This is a genomic window from Falsiroseomonas bella (assembly GCF_003173615.1).
GTDB classification, from domain to species: domain Bacteria; phylum Pseudomonadota; class Alphaproteobacteria; order Acetobacterales; family Acetobacteraceae; genus Falsiroseomonas; species Falsiroseomonas bella.
In genome coordinates this window covers 440,938-456,537 of the sequence record NZ_QGNA01000002.1, presented here as the reverse complement: position 1 = coordinate 456,537, position 15,600 = coordinate 440,938, and the positions used below count along the sequence as shown (strand labels likewise).

General features: G+C 71.3%; 14 protein-coding genes and 1 tRNA gene. 6 read left to right on the top strand and 9 right to left on the bottom strand.

The window, feature by feature from the left end; translation table 11 throughout:
* Positions 1 to 39 precede the first annotated feature (39 nt).
* Positions 40 to 114 (top strand) — tRNA-Val (locus DFH01_RS10450).
* Here DFH01_RS10450 and DFH01_RS29135 read toward each other — a convergent pair.
* The 6 genes from DFH01_RS29135 to DFH01_RS10420 are packed head-to-tail and all read right to left on the bottom strand — an operon-like array spanning position 71 to position 6,820.
* Entirely contained in the window at positions 71 to 949 is an 879-nt protein-coding gene (locus tag DFH01_RS29135) for an NAD-dependent epimerase/dehydratase family protein (protein WP_109870815.1), read from the bottom strand. The genes DFH01_RS10450 and DFH01_RS29135 overlap by 44 nt on opposite strands.
* A complete protein-coding gene (locus tag DFH01_RS10440) occupies positions 942 to 1,472 on the bottom strand; it encodes a dTDP-4-dehydrorhamnose 3,5-epimerase family protein (RefSeq protein ID WP_109870373.1) in 531 nt (176 codons plus the stop codon). Before DFH01_RS10440 ends, DFH01_RS29135 begins: the two co-directional genes overlap by 8 nt.
* Positions 1,469 to 2,704 (bottom strand): class I SAM-dependent methyltransferase, encoded by a 1,236-nt coding sequence (locus DFH01_RS10435; RefSeq protein WP_109870372.1) that lies wholly within the window; start codon positions 2,702 to 2,704, stop codon positions 1,469 to 1,471. Before DFH01_RS10435 ends, DFH01_RS10440 begins: the two co-directional genes overlap by 4 nt.
* Positions 2,701 to 3,750, bottom strand: coding sequence for a CDP-glucose 4,6-dehydratase (gene rfbG, locus DFH01_RS10430; RefSeq protein ID WP_233256060.1), 1,050 nt, complete (start codon positions 3,748 to 3,750; stop codon positions 2,701 to 2,703). Before rfbG ends, DFH01_RS10435 begins: the two co-directional genes overlap by 4 nt.
* Positions 3,735 to 4,505: a glucose-1-phosphate cytidylyltransferase gene (rfbF, locus tag DFH01_RS10425; RefSeq protein WP_109870371.1), complete on the bottom strand. Its 771-nt coding sequence runs from the start codon at positions 4,503 to 4,505 to the stop codon at positions 3,735 to 3,737. Before rfbF ends, rfbG begins: the two co-directional genes overlap by 16 nt.
* Positions 4,502 to 6,820: an O-linked N-acetylglucosamine transferase family protein gene (locus tag DFH01_RS10420; RefSeq protein WP_158287700.1), complete on the bottom strand. Its 2,319-nt coding sequence runs from the start codon at positions 6,818 to 6,820 to the stop codon at positions 4,502 to 4,504. The genes rfbF and DFH01_RS10420 overlap by 4 nt, the downstream gene beginning before the upstream one ends.
* A 226-nt stretch (positions 6,821 to 7,046) precedes the next feature.
* On the opposite strand from DFH01_RS10420, the gene DFH01_RS10415 reads away from it, so the two are divergent.
* Positions 7,047 to 8,636 carry a glycosyltransferase family protein gene (locus tag DFH01_RS10415; protein WP_158287699.1) on the top strand — a complete coding sequence of 530 codons (1,590 nt, stop codon included), beginning with the start codon at positions 7,047 to 7,049 and terminating at the stop codon, positions 8,634 to 8,636.
* Between the two features lie 24 nt (positions 8,637 to 8,660).
* Here the strand turns inward: DFH01_RS10415 and DFH01_RS10410 are convergent, their stop codons facing one another.
* Both DFH01_RS10410 and DFH01_RS10405 read right to left on the bottom strand, forming a co-directional pair.
* Positions 8,661 to 9,239 (bottom strand): EF-hand domain-containing protein, encoded by a 579-nt coding sequence (locus DFH01_RS10410; protein ID WP_109870369.1) that lies wholly within the window; start codon positions 9,237 to 9,239, stop codon positions 8,661 to 8,663.
* Positions 9,240 to 9,381: 142 nt separating this feature from the next.
* Positions 9,382 to 10,785 (bottom strand): M20/M25/M40 family metallo-hydrolase, encoded by a 1,404-nt coding sequence (locus DFH01_RS10405; RefSeq protein ID WP_109870368.1) that lies wholly within the window; start codon positions 10,783 to 10,785, stop codon positions 9,382 to 9,384.
* A 157-nt stretch (positions 10,786 to 10,942) separates the two neighbouring features.
* Between DFH01_RS10405 and DFH01_RS10400 the strand changes: the two genes are divergently transcribed.
* Entirely contained in the window at positions 10,943 to 11,626 is a 684-nt protein-coding gene (locus DFH01_RS10400) for a PEP-CTERM sorting domain-containing protein (RefSeq protein WP_158287698.1), read from the top strand.
* A 15-nt stretch (positions 11,627 to 11,641) separates the two neighbouring features.
* Here DFH01_RS10400 and DFH01_RS10395 read toward each other — a convergent pair whose 3' ends face one another.
* A complete protein-coding gene (locus DFH01_RS10395; protein WP_109870367.1) occupies positions 11,642 to 12,433 on the bottom strand; it encodes an SDR family oxidoreductase in 792 nt (263 codons plus the stop codon).
* 167 nt (positions 12,434 to 12,600) lie between these two features.
* Here DFH01_RS10395 and DFH01_RS10390 point away from each other — a divergent pair, with 167 nt between their 5' ends.
* The 3 genes from DFH01_RS10390 to DFH01_RS10380 are packed head-to-tail and all read left to right on the top strand — an operon-like array spanning position 12,601 to position 15,599.
* Positions 12,601 to 13,614 carry a Bug family tripartite tricarboxylate transporter substrate binding protein gene (locus DFH01_RS10390; protein ID WP_109870366.1) on the top strand — a complete coding sequence of 338 codons (1,014 nt, stop codon included), beginning with the start codon at positions 12,601 to 12,603 and terminating at the stop codon, positions 13,612 to 13,614.
* 10 nt (positions 13,615 to 13,624) lie between these two features.
* Positions 13,625 to 14,089 carry a hypothetical protein gene (locus DFH01_RS10385; RefSeq protein WP_109870365.1) on the top strand — a complete coding sequence of 155 codons (465 nt, stop codon included), beginning with the start codon at positions 13,625 to 13,627 and terminating at the stop codon, positions 14,087 to 14,089.
* A gap of 1 nt (position 14,090) precedes the next feature.
* Complete coding sequence (locus DFH01_RS10380) at positions 14,091 to 15,599, top strand: tripartite tricarboxylate transporter permease (RefSeq protein WP_109870364.1); 1,509 nt, start codon at positions 14,091 to 14,093, stop codon at positions 15,597 to 15,599.
* The last annotated feature ends 1 nt before the right edge of the window (position 15,600 follow it).

The following is a 15,600-nucleotide window of genomic DNA, read 5'->3' as shown; positions in this document are numbered from 1 at the left end:
CCGGGGCGGGCGCCCCTATCCAGCGCCTCCCGATGGCATGGGCGCGTAGCTCAGCGGGAGAGCATCGCCTTCACACGGCGGGGGTCGTAGGTTCAATCCCTACCGCGCCCACCATGCCTTTCAGATCCTGTTCGACGTTCGGCGGGTCGGCGAAGCCGACTTCGCGGCGCAGGCGCGTGATGTCGGCGACCATGCACGGCACCTCGTTCGGGCGGTCCGGCAGGGCGCCGAGGCGGAGCAGGTCCGGGCGGCCGGCGGCCTCCGCCAGCAAGCGAGCGACAGAGGCGATGGACCGGCCCTCGCCGGAGGCGATGTTGACGGGACCGGTGACCTCGCTGGCCGCCAGCGCCGCCAGGGCGCGCCCTATGTAGCTGGTCGAGCAGAAATCGCGGACGGGCCGGCCGGAGGCGCAGCGCGCCTCCCTGCCCTGCCGCAGCGCCGTGACGATAGACGGCACCAGGCGGTCCGGGTGCTCGCCGGGGCCGAAGAGGTGGAAGAGGCGCGCCCAGGCGGTGCCGGGGCGCTGCGCCAGGCGGGCCGAGAGCTCCGCCTTGGCGCGGCCATAGGGCGTGGCCGGCGCGATCCGCCGGGTTTCGGGCCAGGGAAGGTCATCGTCGCCCGCCGCGTCGGCGTATTCGGCACAGGTGCCGAGGCCGATGAAGCGGCGCCCGCCGGATTCGGCGAAGGTGGCGGCGAGGAAGTCCGAGGCTTCCAGCCAGTCGGCATTCTCGGGCGCGGTCCAGAACTTGCCGTGTGCGACATACCAGGCGCAGTGGAGCAGATGCGTCGGCCGGAGGTCTCGGAGCAGGGCGCGGGTGGCGGTGGTGTCCAGCAGGTCGGCTTCGGCGCGTGCCGGGGCATGCACCTCGAAGCCGCGGGCGCGAAGCGGCGCGAGCACGGCGCGGCCGATGAAGCCCGAGCCGCCGGTGACGAGGATGCGTTCAGCCATCGAAGTCCGGCCAGGTGGCGTCACGCTCCGAGATCACCGCGGGCGGCGCGCGCCAAGCGATGCCGAAGGCCGGATCGTCCCAGCGCGCGCCGCGGCCGAGGCCCGGCGCGAAAGGCACGTCCATCATGTATTCCAGCGCGGCGTCGTCGGTGAGCGTGAGGAAGCCATGCGCGCAGCCGGCGGGAATGAAGATAGCGTTGCCGGCCTCGGCCGAGAGCGTGACGGCGACATGGCGCAGCCGCGTGGCGCTGCCCGCGCGCAGATCGAGCGCCACGTCGAGCACCGCGCCGCGAATGCAGCGGATCAGCTTCCGCTCCTCCGCGGGTGGCGCCTGCCAGTGCATTCCCCGCAGGGTGTGGCGGCGCGGGTTTTCCGAGATGCTCATCTGCACGGGGCGGAAGGCGACGCCGGCGGCGGCGAATTCCGCTTCGCAGAAGCTGCGGAAGAAGGCGCCGCGTTCGTCGCGCGCGCGTTCGGGCAGGATTTCGAAGGCGCCGGGCAGGTCCAGCGCCCTGAAGATCACGGCGCGATCTCGCGCAGCGCCGGCACCGCGGTCAGCACGCGGCCGCGAAAGCCGGCAGCGCGGATCTGGCCGGAAATTTCCGGCGCGATGTTCCAGGGCAGGATCAGGATGTCGTCGAGGGGCATCGCCAGCAGCGCAGCCGGCGTGACGACGGGGATGCGGCTGCCGGGCAGAAGGCGGCCCTGCTTGGCGGGGCTGGCATCGGCGACGGCGAGGATGTCGGCCGCGGTGACGCCGGCTGCGTTGAGGAAGGTGTTGCCCTTCGCCGCCGCGCCATAGGCGCCGATGCGCCGGCCGGCCGCGCGTGCCTCGCGCAGCCAGGCCCGGAAGCCGGCGAGGGTCTGCTGGGCGCGCGCCTCGAAGCCTTCGTAGTAGGCGTCGGCGTCGAGGCCGAGCGCGGCTTCCTCCGCGCGGATTTCGCGCAGCGTGTCGGAGACGCCGCGGTCGGCATGAGACGACAAAACGCGGATGGAGCCACCATGGGTGGGCAGGCGCTGCACGTCGAAGACGCGCAGGCCGTGACGCCCGAGGATGCGTTCCATCGCCAGCAGCGACCAGTAGGCGTAGTGCTCGTGGTAGATCGTGTCGAACTGCACGCCCTCGACCATGCGCACCAGATGCGGCTGCTCGATGGAGACGACGCCGCGCGGGCCGGCGAGCGTGGCGAGTCCGGCTGTGAAGTCGTTGATCGCGGGCACATGGGCAAACACGTTGTTCGCGGCGATCAGGTCCGCATGGCCGCGACGAACGACGAGATCGCGCGCGGTCGTCTCGCCGAAGAAGCGCGTCTCGGTCGGCACGCCGTTCGCACGGGCGACCTCCGCGACATTGGCGGCGGGCTCGATGCCGAGGCAGGGAATGCCGGCGGCGACGAAGTTGCGGAGCAGGTAGCCGTCGTTGGAGGCGACCTCGACGACGAAGCTTTGCCCACCGAGCGTGAAGCGCGCAGTCATGTCGCGGGCGAAGCGCGCGGCGTGGTCGAGCCAGGACGCCGAGGCGGAGGAGAAATAGGCGTAGTCGGAGAAGATCCCCTCGGCGTCCACCACGGTGTCGAGCTGCACCAGGCGGCAGTCGCGGCAGACCACGGCGCGCAGCGGATGGCGCGGCTCGGGCGCGTCAGGGCGCTCGGGCGGGATGTAGGAATTGGCGACGGGCTGCACGCCGAGGTCGCAGAAGGTGACACCGAGCGCACCGCCGCAGGCGCGGCAGGCGGTGACGGGGGTAGCAGTCATGCGCGCAAGCTCTGCGCGATCGCGCGCTGCGTCACCGCCACCATGTCCTCTCCCCTGCGCCAGGCCGCATACCACGCGGCGGTCGCGGCGATGGCGGCGGGGGTGTCCAGCAGCGGGCGCCAGCCGAGCGCCTGCGTCGCGCGCGACGAGTCCAGCGCAAGGCGTGGCGCTTCGTGCATGACCTCGCCGGGCGCCTGCACCCAGCGCACATCGCCCCAGAGCGCGAGCAGGTCGCGCACGCGGATCTCACCATCCTGCGGCCCGAAATTCAGCGCAGGCGGGGCGGTGCCGGCGACCAGCGCCTCGGCCAGCAACAGGTAGCCGCGCAGCACGTCCAGCACATGCTGGAAGGGGCGCGTGGCATCGGGGCGGCGCACCACCAGCGCCTCGCCCGCCAGCTGCGCGCGCACCAGGTCGGGGATGATGCGGGCTTCGCAAAAGTCGCCACCGCCGATGACGTTGCCGGCGCGCGCAGTGGCCATCGGCGGCAGGTCGCGGGCGAAGCTGGCGCGCCAGGAGGCGACGGCGATCTCGGCGGCGGCCTTCGACGCGCTGTAGGGATCCTCGCCGCCGAGCGGATCGTCCTCGGTGAAGCGGCGGCCGCTGCCGTCGTTGCGATAGACCTTGTCGGAGGTGACGATGAGCGCGGCCTGCACGCCGGGCAGGCCACGCAGAGCCTGCAGCAGGTTGACCGTGCCGGCGACGTTGGAGGCGAAGGTGCCGGAGGGATCGGCGTGGCTGCGCCCGACCAGCGCCTGGGCTGCGAGGTGCAGCATGATCTGCGGCTGCATGCCGTGCACGGCGTCGCGCAGCGCGGGCGCGTCGCGGATATCGAGGCGCATGTCGCGCTCCAGCACATCGGCCACGCGCATCGCCGCGAAGGCGCTCGCACCCGGCTCGGGATCGAGCGCGATGCCGGTCACCTGCGCGCCCAGCCCGTCCAGCATGCGGACCAGCCAGCTTCCCTTGAAGCCGGTATGCCCGGTGACCAGCACGCGGCGCCCGCGCCAGAAGCCGGGATCGGGCTGCGTCACCACACCCGCCACGGCGCGCGGCCTTCGGCCCAGAGGCGCTCGAGCTGCTCGCGGTCGCGCAGCGTATCCATCGGCTGCCAGAAGCCGCGATGGTCGTAGGCGCAGAGCTCGCCGTCGCGCGCCAGGCCGGTCAGCGGCTCGTTCTCCCACACCGTCGCGTCGCCGCCGATGCGGTCAAGAACGCGGGGCGACAGCACGAAGAACCCGCCATTGATCGTGCCGCCGTCGCCGGCGGGCTTCTCGGTGAAGGCGGCGACGCGGTCGCCGTCGCGCTGCAAGGCGCCGAAACGGCCGGGCGGGACGACGGCGGTGACCGTCGCCTGCCTGCCATGCCGGCGGTGGAAGGCGATGAGCGCGGTGATGTCCACATCGCCGACGCCGTCGCCGTAGGTCATGCAGAAGGCCTCGTCGCCCACGACATGCGGCGCGATGCGGCGCAGGCGGCCGCCGGTCATCGTGTCCTCGCCGGTGTCCACCAGCGTGACGCGCCAGGGCTCGGCGTTCGGGCGCAGCACCTCCACCGCGCCGGTCGCGAGGTCCACGGTCAGGTCGGCGGCGTGGCTGCGGTAGTTCAGGAAGAATTCCTTGATCTGCCAGCCCTTGTAGCCGAGGCAGATGACGAAGTCGGTCACGCCATGCGCGGCGTAGATCTTCATGATGTGCCATAGGATCGGCCGCCCGCCGATCTCGACCATCGGCTTGGGGCGGAGCGAGGTTTCCTCGGCCAGGCGCGTGCCGCGCCCGCCGGCGAGGATCACCGCCTTCACGCGCAGACCTCCTTCGCCTTGGCGTAGAACGCATCCACGAAGCGCTGCACGTCGCCCAGCGGGCGCGCACGGATCATGTCCCGCAGGCCCGTGCGCCACAGCCGGCGCTTCGCGCGGTCCTCGGCCAGCGCGACGGCGATCTGCACGAATTCCTCGGCGCTGTGCGCGCAGAGCTCGCCCAGCCCCGCATTGGACAGGTTGGAATAGGAGATGCGCTCCGGGAAGCCGGCGCCGACCAGCGTGATGGTCGGCACGCCCATCCACAGCGTCTCGCAGGTCGTCGTGCCGCCGACATGCGGAAAACTGTCGAGCGCGATATCGATGCGGTTGTAGTAGGGCAGGTGCTTGCCGCGCACGCCGACGAAATCCAGCCGCGACGGATCCACGCCACGCGCGGAAAAGACCTCGCCGGCGTTGCGCACGAAACTCTCGCCGCTGGCCTCGGGACGGACGAAAAGAAAACGGCTGCCCGGCACGGCGCGCAGCACGGCGGCCCAGGCGTCGAGGCATTTCGTCGTGTATTTGTAGGGATTGTTCATCGTGCCGAAGGTCAGCGCGCCCTGGCGCTCCTCCGGCGTGCCGTCCTCGATCGGCACGCGGTCGTTGAAGCCGAGGCGGCCGAGCGTCACCCAGCTGTCGGGCATCTCGAAGGCCTTCTCGATCAGCAGGCGCGGATCGGTGGGGCGGATGTAAGGGTCGGTCAGGATGTAGTCGATGCGCTCCAGCCCCGCCGAATGCGGATAGCCGAGCCAGCTCGCGCCGATCCGCGCCGGGCGATAGGCCATGACGTCCAGCTTGTTCATCGCGGTGGAACCGCCGAGCTCGAAGAGGATGTCGAGCTCGTCGCGCGCGATGTCCTCGGCGACCTTCGCGCTGGGCTGGCGCGGCCACCAGCGGAAGGCGTACACCTTCTGCTCGATATGCTGCTGCACGCCGTCGCGCTCGCCTTCGTAGAAGGAATAGCAGAACACCTGCACGCGATCGCGATCGTAGCTCTCCAGGAGCGGCAGCGCGAAATAGGTGACGGGGTGGTTGCGCAGGTCGGAGGACATGAAGCCGACGCGCAGCTTGCGTTCGGCATGGATGGCGGGGCGCGCCGGAAGCGACACCGGCTTGATCGTTGATTCCTCGCGGCGCCCCCACTGGCGATGCCATTCGACGATCTGTAGCCGGTCTTCCAGCGTCTCCACCTGGCCCAGCTCGTAATGCAAGGCCGACAGCCGGTTCTCCGCCAGCCAGAGCGGCGCGAGCTGCGCCAGCGTGCCTGTCGCCTCCAGCCGCGGCAGGTCCAGCACGCGCTGGAACACGGTGCGGAGCGAGCGCGCATAGCGCGGCACGCGGTCCGGGTGTCGCTCCATCAGGCGGCAGGCGATGACATAGGCGCGTTCAAGATGCGCCACCTCGCTGTCGTAGCGGCTGCGCGAGAGGCTCTCAACCAGCGCGTCCATCACCTCGGGGTTGTCGGGTTCGGCGGCGAAGGCGCGCTCGAGCGCCTCATTCGCCAGGCGTCGGTCGCCATCCCCATGCAGACGTGCGAGCAGCATGTTGGCGGGGCGGTCGCCGGGCCGGCGCGCGATGACCGCCTCCAGCCGCTCGCGCGCCTCCGCCACGCGGCCCTGGCGCAGCAGGATGCGGCCTTCCATCACCTCCGCCATCGTGTCGTCCGGCAGGGCGATGCGCAGCTTCTGCACGACTCCCAAAGCGCGTTCGTTCTCGCCGCGCTCGAGCAGCAGGCCGATCAGCGTGGTGCCGATCTCCCGGTTGCGTGGATCGAGGCCGAAGGCCTTCTCGAAGCTCGCCAGCGCGCCGTCCATGTCGTTCAGCGCGCGCAGCGCACGGCCATGCAGGCGCCACAGCTCGCCGTTGCGCGGGTCGAGCTTGAGCCCGGCGGCGAAGGCGGCGGCGGCGGCGGCAAAATCGCCGCGCAGCTCCTGCGTGTTGCCGAGGTTCTGGCATGGCGAGACGCTGCGCGGATCGAGCTTCCGGGCCATTTCCAGCAGCGGCACGGCCTCGTCGAGCCGGCCTGCGCGCTTCAGCAGCACGCCGAGCGTGTTGGCCAGGACGAAGTCCTTCGGCTTGCGCTCCTGCACCGGCTGCAGCACCGCCACTGCCTCCGCATGGCGGCCGGCATTGCTCAGCGCGAGCGACCAGGGCAGCGCAAGCGCCTGCGCCGAAGCGCCGTTCTCCACCGCGCGGGCGAATGCGTCGGCGGCTTCGGCGTGGCGGCCGGTCTGCGCGAGCAGGGTGGCAAGCTGCTGCCAATGCATGCCGGAAGTCGGCTGGGCCAGGATGCGCTCGCGCAGTTGCGCCTCCATGCGCGCGAGATCGGCGGCCGAAGGCGCGGCGCGGGCGGGCGTGCGAGCGGCCAGTGGGGCGGGTGGCGGCATGGCGTTCCGTCGGTCTCGGCCGGCTCCCCTGCGACCCGACCGGTCTTCGGCCGTAACACGGGGGCCGGCGCAGCGACAAGCGCAGGGCGGATCGCGATGGCGCCCGGACCACCGTGGGTTGACGGAAGCCGGGTTGCCGGGGACAGGGAAGCGGATGCCTGCCGCCGGTCCCACCGCGATGCCTGCCGATCCCGCCCTGTGCGCGCGGATCCCGCTCGGCTTGGCGCGCGCGGTGCAGATCGGCGGGGACGGGGCGCTTGCCGCCTGGCTGGTGCGCCGCGATCCCGGCTGCGCGCTGGTGCGCGTCACCCATGACGCGACCGGCGACGCGGCGGCCGGCGCCGATCTGGTGGTGCTGCACGCGCCGGCCAGCGATGCAGCGGGGGCGATCCGCGACGCGGCCGCGCTGCTCGGGCCGGAGGGCGTGCTGCTGGTGGACGCGCCCAATGCCGAGCATTGGCGACTGGCGCAGCGCCTGCTGGTGGGCGGCGCGGCGGCGCCTTCCGTGCCGGCCGGCGCCATGACGCGGGAGGGCCTGCTGGCGGCGGTGCGCGCCGCCGGGCTGGTGCCGCTCGACGTCCCTGCCCTGCCGGACGCGCAGGAGGCGGAGGTTTTCGCGCAGCGCATCGCGCCGGCGCTTGCCGCGCTCGGCAGCGATGCGGCGGCCTATCTCCGCCGCGCCGGCCCGGCGCGCTGGCTGCTGCGCGCCGCCCGTCGCGCGCCCATGCCGCTGATGCTGCTGGCGCATGTGCTGAAGCCGGTCGGCGGCGTGAACGAGGTGCGGGTGGACATGCCGCTCGGCGCCGTGGCGACGCATCCCGGCATCGGCCTGCGCATCGGCGAGCGGCCGGAGACGCCGAAGCTGCCGGAGGGCACGCCGCGCATCCTGATCCTGCATCGCCGCCTGCTGAACACGCCGGAGGCGCCGGCCTTCGTGAACCACTTCCGCCGCCAGGGATGGGTGGTGGTGCAGGAATTCGACGACGATCCCGCGCATTGGCCAGTGATCGCCGGATCGAACCACTTCGCCTTCCGCGGCGTGCACGCTGTGCAGACTTCGACCCCCCGGCTGGAGGCGCTGTTCCGCGGCTTCAACGACGAGGTGATGGTCTTCCCGAACACCGTCGCGGAACTGCCGGAGCCCTGTAACTTCGCGGACCCGTCGCGGCTGACGCTGTTCCTGGGCGCGCTGCGGCGGGAGGAGGACACGGCGCCCTATCTGGAGGCGCTGAACACGGTGCTGGCGGAAGCCGGCGACCGGCTTGCGGTGGAGGTGATCTTCGACCGCGCGAGCTTCGAGGCGCTCCGGACGCCGCACAAGCGCTTCCACCCGATCCTGCCCTATGACGCGTATCGCGCGCTGATGGCGCGCTGCGAGATCGCCTTCCTGCCGCTGGCGGACACGCGCTTCAACAACTTCAAGTCGGACCTGAAATTCGTGGAGGCAGGCGCGCACCGACTCTGCTGCCTCGCGAGCCCAGTGGTCTATGGCGCGACGATCCAGGAGGGCGAGACGGGCTTTATCGTGGACGGGCCGGAGGCCTTGTGGGCGCGGCTGCGCGAATTGCTGGCGGCGCCCGATCGCGCGCAGGCCGTGGGGGATGCGGCGCGCGAATGGGTGCGCCAGAACCGGCTGGTTGCACAGCAGGTGCCGGCGCGGCTTGCCTGGTATCGCGGGCTTTGGGAGCGGCGCGCGGAACTCGACGCGGCGCTGGTGAAGCGGGCGCCGGAGGTGGGGGCGTAGCACCGCCCCCACCCCGAGAGCAGCTCAGTTCGACTGCTGCTGCGCCGGCGGGCCGCGGCGCTCGCCGCCCTGGCCGTGGTGATGGCCGCCGCGGTGGGACCCCGCGCGGCGCGGCATCACTTCCTGGCGGGAGAGCTGGCCATCCGCATTCGTGTCGCGGGCGCGGAACATCGCCTCGGCGAAGGGCCGGATCTCCTCGAGCGTGATGCTGCCATTGCCGTTCACGTCGAGGGCGCGGAACATGCCCATGCCACGCTGCTCGGCACGCTCGCGCATCTCCGCCGGCGGGGTGCGGCCGCCCATCCGCTGCTGCGCATAGGCGCGGAACTCCTCGACCGTCACGCCGCCGTCGCGGTTGGTGTCGATCTCGGCGAAGCGGGCGCTGAGCCAGGTCCAGCCCTCGTCGCGGCTGACCTGCCGGTCGCCGTTGGTGTCGGCGCGGCCGAAGGCCTCGCCCATGGCGAAGCCGGGGGCGCCGCGGCCGGGGCCGCCCGCGCCGGGGCCAGGACCCTGGCCGGGGCCGGGCTGGGCGATGGCGGGCAGCGCCAGCGCGCCGGCGATGACCGCGGCGCCGGCGAGCAGCGCAATGCGGGAGGTCTTCATGCTAGTCTCCTTGATCCGCGAAAATTCGCGACGGGGGTGATCCTGCCCCCCGTCTGCAACGCGCTGATTGCGGAGACCATGTCCCTGCGTGATCAAACGTAACGCGACCTGTCACATGGCCGCGCCGAAGATTGCCTTCTTGTCAGCTTCGGCGGCCGGGCGCCCCGCTCTCGCCCAGGTCCCACCAGATGCCGGCGAAGCTCGCGATGCCCTCCCGCGCGGTGGCCTTCAGCAGGTGCTCGTCCGGCCCGTGCTGCTTGCAGCCGGAATAGCTGTGCGGGATCCAGACCAGCGGCACGCCGAGATGGTCAACGAAGACATCGCCGGGCAGGCCGCCGGAGGAGTTCGGGATCACCTGCACCTTCCGACCGAGCGTGCGGGCGAGCGAATCGCGCGCGAAGATCACCCAGGGATCCTCGGCTTCGGTGCGGCTCGCCGGCATGCGGATCGCGGCGTTCTCGATCTTCACGAAGTCGAAGCCATGCGCGTCGAGGTGGGCGCGCAGCGCGGCCTCGAAGCGGTCCACCGGCGCGTCCACGGTGTAGCGGATCTGGCAATGCGCGCGCGCATCGGGTGCGACCGCGTTCACCGGGTTCTCCGGCCGGCCGGAAACCATCGCGAGGACGATGAAGCTCTGCCAGCCATAGATCTTCTCGGCGGCCGACAGGCCGGGCTCGCCCCAGCCTTCGTCCACGCTCGCCGCCTCCCCGCCGCCGCCGATCGGGCAGCCATCGAGCAGCGCCTTCACCTTGGGCGGCACGCCGCCCGCGGGCAGCCAGTCGCGCACCAGGATCTTGCCGTTGCGGTCCATGATGCTGGCGATGGCGTGGCAGAGCAGCACGGCGGGATCGCGCGTCAGCCCGCCCCAATGGCCGGAATGGACGCCACCGGGACGGAGGCGGATCGCCAGGTCGCAATGCCAGGTGCCGCGCGTGCCGGTGGTGATGGTGGGCATGTCTGGCTCGACGCGCGGCCCGTCCGAGGCGATCAGCGCATCGGCCGCGAGCAGGTCCTTGTGCGCCGCGACGAAGTCGCGCAGGCCCTGCGATCCGCGTTCCTCCGCCGTCTCGATCACCAGCTTCACGTTGAAGCCGAGCTTGCCACCACGCTCGGCCAGCACGGCCTCCAGCGCGGCCAGGTTCAGCGCGTGCTGGCCCTTGTTGTCGGCGGTGCCGCGGCCGTACCAGCGGTCGCCGGCATCCGTCACCTGCCAGGGCTTCAGCCCGTCATGCCACTGGTCGTCCAGGCCGCGCACCGTGTCGCCATGGCCGTAGAGCAGGATGGTCGGGCGGGACGGATCCTCGATGCGGGTGGCCGTCAGGATCGGGCCGAAGCCCGGCTTGGGGTTCGGGTGGACGGTCGCCTCGAAGCCGAGCTTCCGCACCCAGGCGCTGAGACCTTCCTCCAGGTAGCGCGGCAGGGCTGATGCATGCTCGGGGTCCTGCGAGGTGGAGGGGATGGCGACGAGGCGCGAGAGCAGCGCGGCATAGCCGCCATCGTCGAAGAAGGAGAGCGCGCGGGAGATGGCGCCGTCGCGGCTGGGCATGGCTCGATCCGGTCCGAATGCGGAGGGCCGCAGGCTGCCGCCAAACGGCGCGACCGTCCAGCATGCGGCCCTCATGCGGATGTGCGCGGGCGGGTCTTGTCATGCCGCGGCCGGCGGCGGCATCGTCACCGGTCTTCGCGACGGGAGGGAGCACGCCATGTCTTCTCTCAGGCCGGTTGCCGCCCTGGCGATCGCCTCCGTCGTCGGACTCGCCGCGCCGGCCCATGCGGGCGTCCAGTTCCAGCTCGATCAGATCGGGCCGGTCATCTACACCCACACGACTGGCGAGCAGTTCCCGGTGCCGGCGCGGGTCGAGGCGCGCTTCACCCTCAGCAACCAGGCCTTCGCGAACGGCATGAGTCTCTACCTCTCGCATTCGCTCTACGGCGAGGCGAGCGGCGTGGACCTGCGGGACTACGGCATCCTGAACTTCCGCCTGCAGGTGCTGCGCACCGGCGGGGCAACGCCGCAGCAACTGCTCGAGGTGGAAGCAAGCGACTTCACCACGACGCGCTCGGCCTATTTCGACCTGGGCCTCTTCAGCGCGCCGGGCGGGCTGCCGGATGTCACCTTCTCCTGGCAGGACCAGGACCAGGAGCTCGGCGTTCGGTGGACCAGCCGCGACGGCGCCGCCGGCGGGACCATCTCGGGCACCTACAACCTCTGGCCCGATCTCGGCGGTCGCACCGACATCTTTACGGAAGGCTGCTACTACACCGATGTCTGCTCCTTCCAGGCGGTCCTGCGGTTCACGCGGGTGCCGGAGCCGGGCAGCCTCGCGCTTCTGGCATTCGGGATGGCGGCGCTCGGCGGGGTCGGGCTGCGGCGACGCGCGGCTTGACCGGAGCGTCGCAGGCTACAGCAGGCCGCGCGCGATGCCGCCATCCACGTTGACGGTCTGGCCGGTGACATAGGCGGCGCGCGGGCTGGAAAGCCAGACGACCATCGCCGCCACCTCCTCCGGCTGGCCGAAGCGGCCGAGCGGGATTTCGTGCGCGAATTCGGCGATGACCTCCTCGAAGGGCAGGCCGCGCTCAGCGGCGAGCTTCGCGGCGCGGTCGCGCCACAACCGCGTCAGGGTACGGCCGGGCGCCACGCAGTTCACGCGGATGCCCTCCGCCGCATATTCGCCGGCCAGCGTCTTGGTCAGGCCGAGCAGCCCGGCCTTGTGGACGTTGGAGACGATCTGGTTGGGATAGGGCATGCGGGAGGCCGCGGCGCCGAGCAGCACGATGGAGGGCGCGGTGCCCTTGCGCAGCAGCGGCAGGGAAGCCCGCACGGCGCGGACGGCGGAGAGCACGTTGAAGCCGTAATTCGCCAGCCAGTCGGCGTCGCTCAGCGCCTCGAAGCCCGAGCGGATGGAGCCGCCCACGGCATCCACCAGCGCATCGAGCGCACCCCAGCGCGCCGCGGCCTCCGCCAGCAGAGCGTCCGCGGCGCCCTCCTGCGTGATGTCCGCCACCGCGGTCGCGGGCCGGCGGCCGGTGCGCGCAGCGATGCGGTCCGCCGCCGCCGCAATGCTGGCGGGATCGCGGGACGCGATCATCACGTCGGCGCCTTCGCCCGAGAGCAGCTCCGCCGTGGCGAAGCCGATTCCCACCGATGCGCCGATCACCAGCACCCGCCGGCCCTGATAGCCCAGATCCACTGCAGCGTCCCCCGTCTCGCCCGCGGACGATGCGCAGGGCGGCCGCGCCGATCAAGCCGGGGGCCGGTTGACGGTGGCGGAAACCGACGGCTAGTTGCCCGCGACCACGCCGCCGGCGCGGCCGCCCAGCGCGGCCGGGGCCGGCCACCAAAGGGAGACGAACGGGAATGACCAGCACCCGCATCACGCCCATCGGGCGCCGCACGCTTCTCGCCGCCAGTGCCGGCGTCGCGCTCGCCGCGCCGGCCGCCCGCGCGCAGGGATTCCCGGAGCGGCCGATCACGTTGCTCGTGCCTTTCGCCACCGGCGGCTACAATGACCGCCTGGCGCGCGCGATGGCACCCTTCGTGCAGCGGCATATCGGCCAGCCCGTCACGGTGGTGAACCGCCCGGGCGGCGCCACCGTGCTCGGCAACACCTTTTTCCTGCAGCAGCCTGACGACGGCTACATGATGATGGTGCATTCGGCCGCGCCCTTCATCCCGGTCTCGATCATCACGCGCAACGCGCGCTACAAGGCCGAGGATTTCTGGATGATCAACCTGCCGTCGCGCGACGCCACGCTGATGGCCTGCGCGCCGGACAAGCCGATCCGCTCGATCGACGAGGTGGTCGCCAGCCTTAAGCGCGATCCGCGCAGCCTCTCGGTGGGTCTCCAGCCGGCTTCGGCCGACCTGATCAACTTCGCCCTCTTCTGCCAGGGGCACGGCATCGACCGGTCGCGCGTGCGGGTCGTGACCTATGACGGCGGCGGCCCGGCCCGCAACGCGACCGCGGGCGGCGTGGTGGATGTCGGCCTGGTGGGCGGCGAAGGATTCCTGCCGATCAAGGACCGCATCCGCCCGCTGCTGATGTTCACCGACGAGAAGAACAGCGACTACCCGGACACCCCGATCCTGAGCGACCACGCCAAGGCCGCCGGCTTCGAGCCGCAATTCGTGGACGGCTCGCAGCGCGGCTTCGTCGTGGCGAAGCGCTTCGTGGACGCGCAGCCCGATCGCTACCGCATCCTGCTGCAGGCCGTGGAAAAGGCGAGCAAGGATCCGGAATGCATCTCCACGCTGGCCGGCCAGCAGCTTGCGACCACCTGGTACGGGCCGGAGGCGTCGAACCGCGCCTATCTCAGCACCTCGCGGCTGATGGAACGCTACGGCGAACTGCTCACCGGCCGCGCGGGCTGAGCAGGTCGGCATGACGGAGGGGCTGACGCGCCGGAAGATCGCGTGGACGGAGCTCGGCTTCGTCACGGCGATCGCCGCCGGCGTGCTTGCCTTCCTGATCGAGGCGCGCGGCGTCTCGCTCGACCCCCAGAACCTGCTGCTGCTGCAGCCCACGGCCTGGCTGGTGCTGGGCCTGTGGGCGGTGCTGGCCTTCGGCTGCCTGACGCGGCGCGTGCCCGCCGGCGAAGCGCCGCGCGAAACTGCGGCGGATGTGCTTCGTATCCTGGCGCTGGTTCTCGCCTTCGGCCTGTTCACGGCGGGTCTCGAGCAGGTTGGATACGACGTCGCGATCTGCGCCTTCGTTCTGGTCGCACTCGTGATCGGCGGCGAGCGGCATCCGGCGGCTCTGCTGCTGTTCCCGCCACTGTTCACGCTGGCGGTGATCCAGGGCTTCCGGCTGCTGATCCCTTATCCCTTCCCGACCAGCGTCCTCTGACATGATCGACACCACCGCCTTCGGCGCCGCGGTCGCCTTGCTCGCGGGCTCGCTCGATGCCTGGATCTGGGTGGTGCCGGGGCTGCTGATCGGACTGCTCTTCGGCGCGCTGCCGGGAATCTCCGTCTCCATGGCGATGGCGCTGGTGCTGCCGGCCACGCTCTACATGGAGTTCCTGCCGGCCATCATCTTCCTGACCTCGGTCTACACGGGCGCGGGCTTCGGCGGCTCCATTCCCGCGGTGCTGATCAACATTCCCGGCACCTCCTCCGCCGTCGCGACCACCTTCGACGGCTACCCGATGGCGCGCCAGGGCAAGCACAACGAGGCGCTGGGCGCGGCGCTGTTCGCCTCCTGCATCGGGGTGCTGATCTCCTACATCGTGCTGCTGCTGCTGGTGCAGCCGATGGCGGAGATCGTGCTGCGCATCGGACCTTATGAGATGGCGGCAATCGGCATCTGGGGGATGGTGCTGCTGGGGTCGATCGGCGCTTCCAGCGTGGCGAAGGGGCTGTTCGCGGCGGGGCTCGGCGTGCTGTTCGGCATGGTCGGCATGAACACGGCCGGCTACATGCGCGGAGACATGGGCATAGTCTGGCTGCTGGACGGCATCCCGACCATCCCGGCCATGGTGGGGCTGCTAGCCGCCAGCCAGCTCTTCGCCCTGGTGAATGCGAAGTTCATCGTGGAATCGGAAGCCGAGCGCAGCATCAGCCTGCGACGGATCCTCGCCGGCGGCGCGATGGTGCTCAGGAACCCGGTGACGCTGCTGCGTGGATCGGCCATCGGCGTCTTCGTCGGCGCGGTGCCGGGCATCGGCTCCTCCATCGCCAACCTGCTGTCCTATGGCGAGACGCGGCGGAACGCGCAGGATCCGGAAAGCTTCGGCAAAGGCGACGTGCGCGGGGTGATCGCGGCCGAATCAGCCAATTCCAGCTCCGAGGGCGGGTCCATGGCGACGATGCTGGCCCTCGGCATCCCGGGTGGGGGCGCCACCGCGATCCTGCTGGCGGCCTTCGCCATGCACAACGTGGTGGGCGGCCCGCGCTTCATGGAAGAGAGCCGGGACGTGGTCTACGCGATCATCCTGTCGAACTTCGCGCAGGCTGCGATCCTGGTCGTGGTCGGCACGCTGTTCGTCTACGGCGCCTCCACCCTCGTGCGGCTGCCGCTGCGCTACCTCATCCCCTCGGTGCTTGTCATGTCCACCATGGGCGCCTTCGCGATCGAGGGCTCCATCGCCGGTCCTATCACGCTTTTCGTCTTCGCGGTGCTGGGCTGGCTGCTGTCCCGCTACGGCTTCCCGGTGGCGGCGGTGGTGGTCGGACTGCTGCTGGGCCGGCTGATCGAAACCGAGATGCTGCGCGCCTGGCAGCTGGCCGGCGGCGATCCCTGGTACGTGCTGAACTATCCCTGGGCGCTGGCGATCGTCGGGCTGATGCTGGTGTCGCTGGGGCTGTCGGTGCGGCGCGACATGCGCAAGCGGCGCCTGGCCGCAGCGCGCAGCTAGG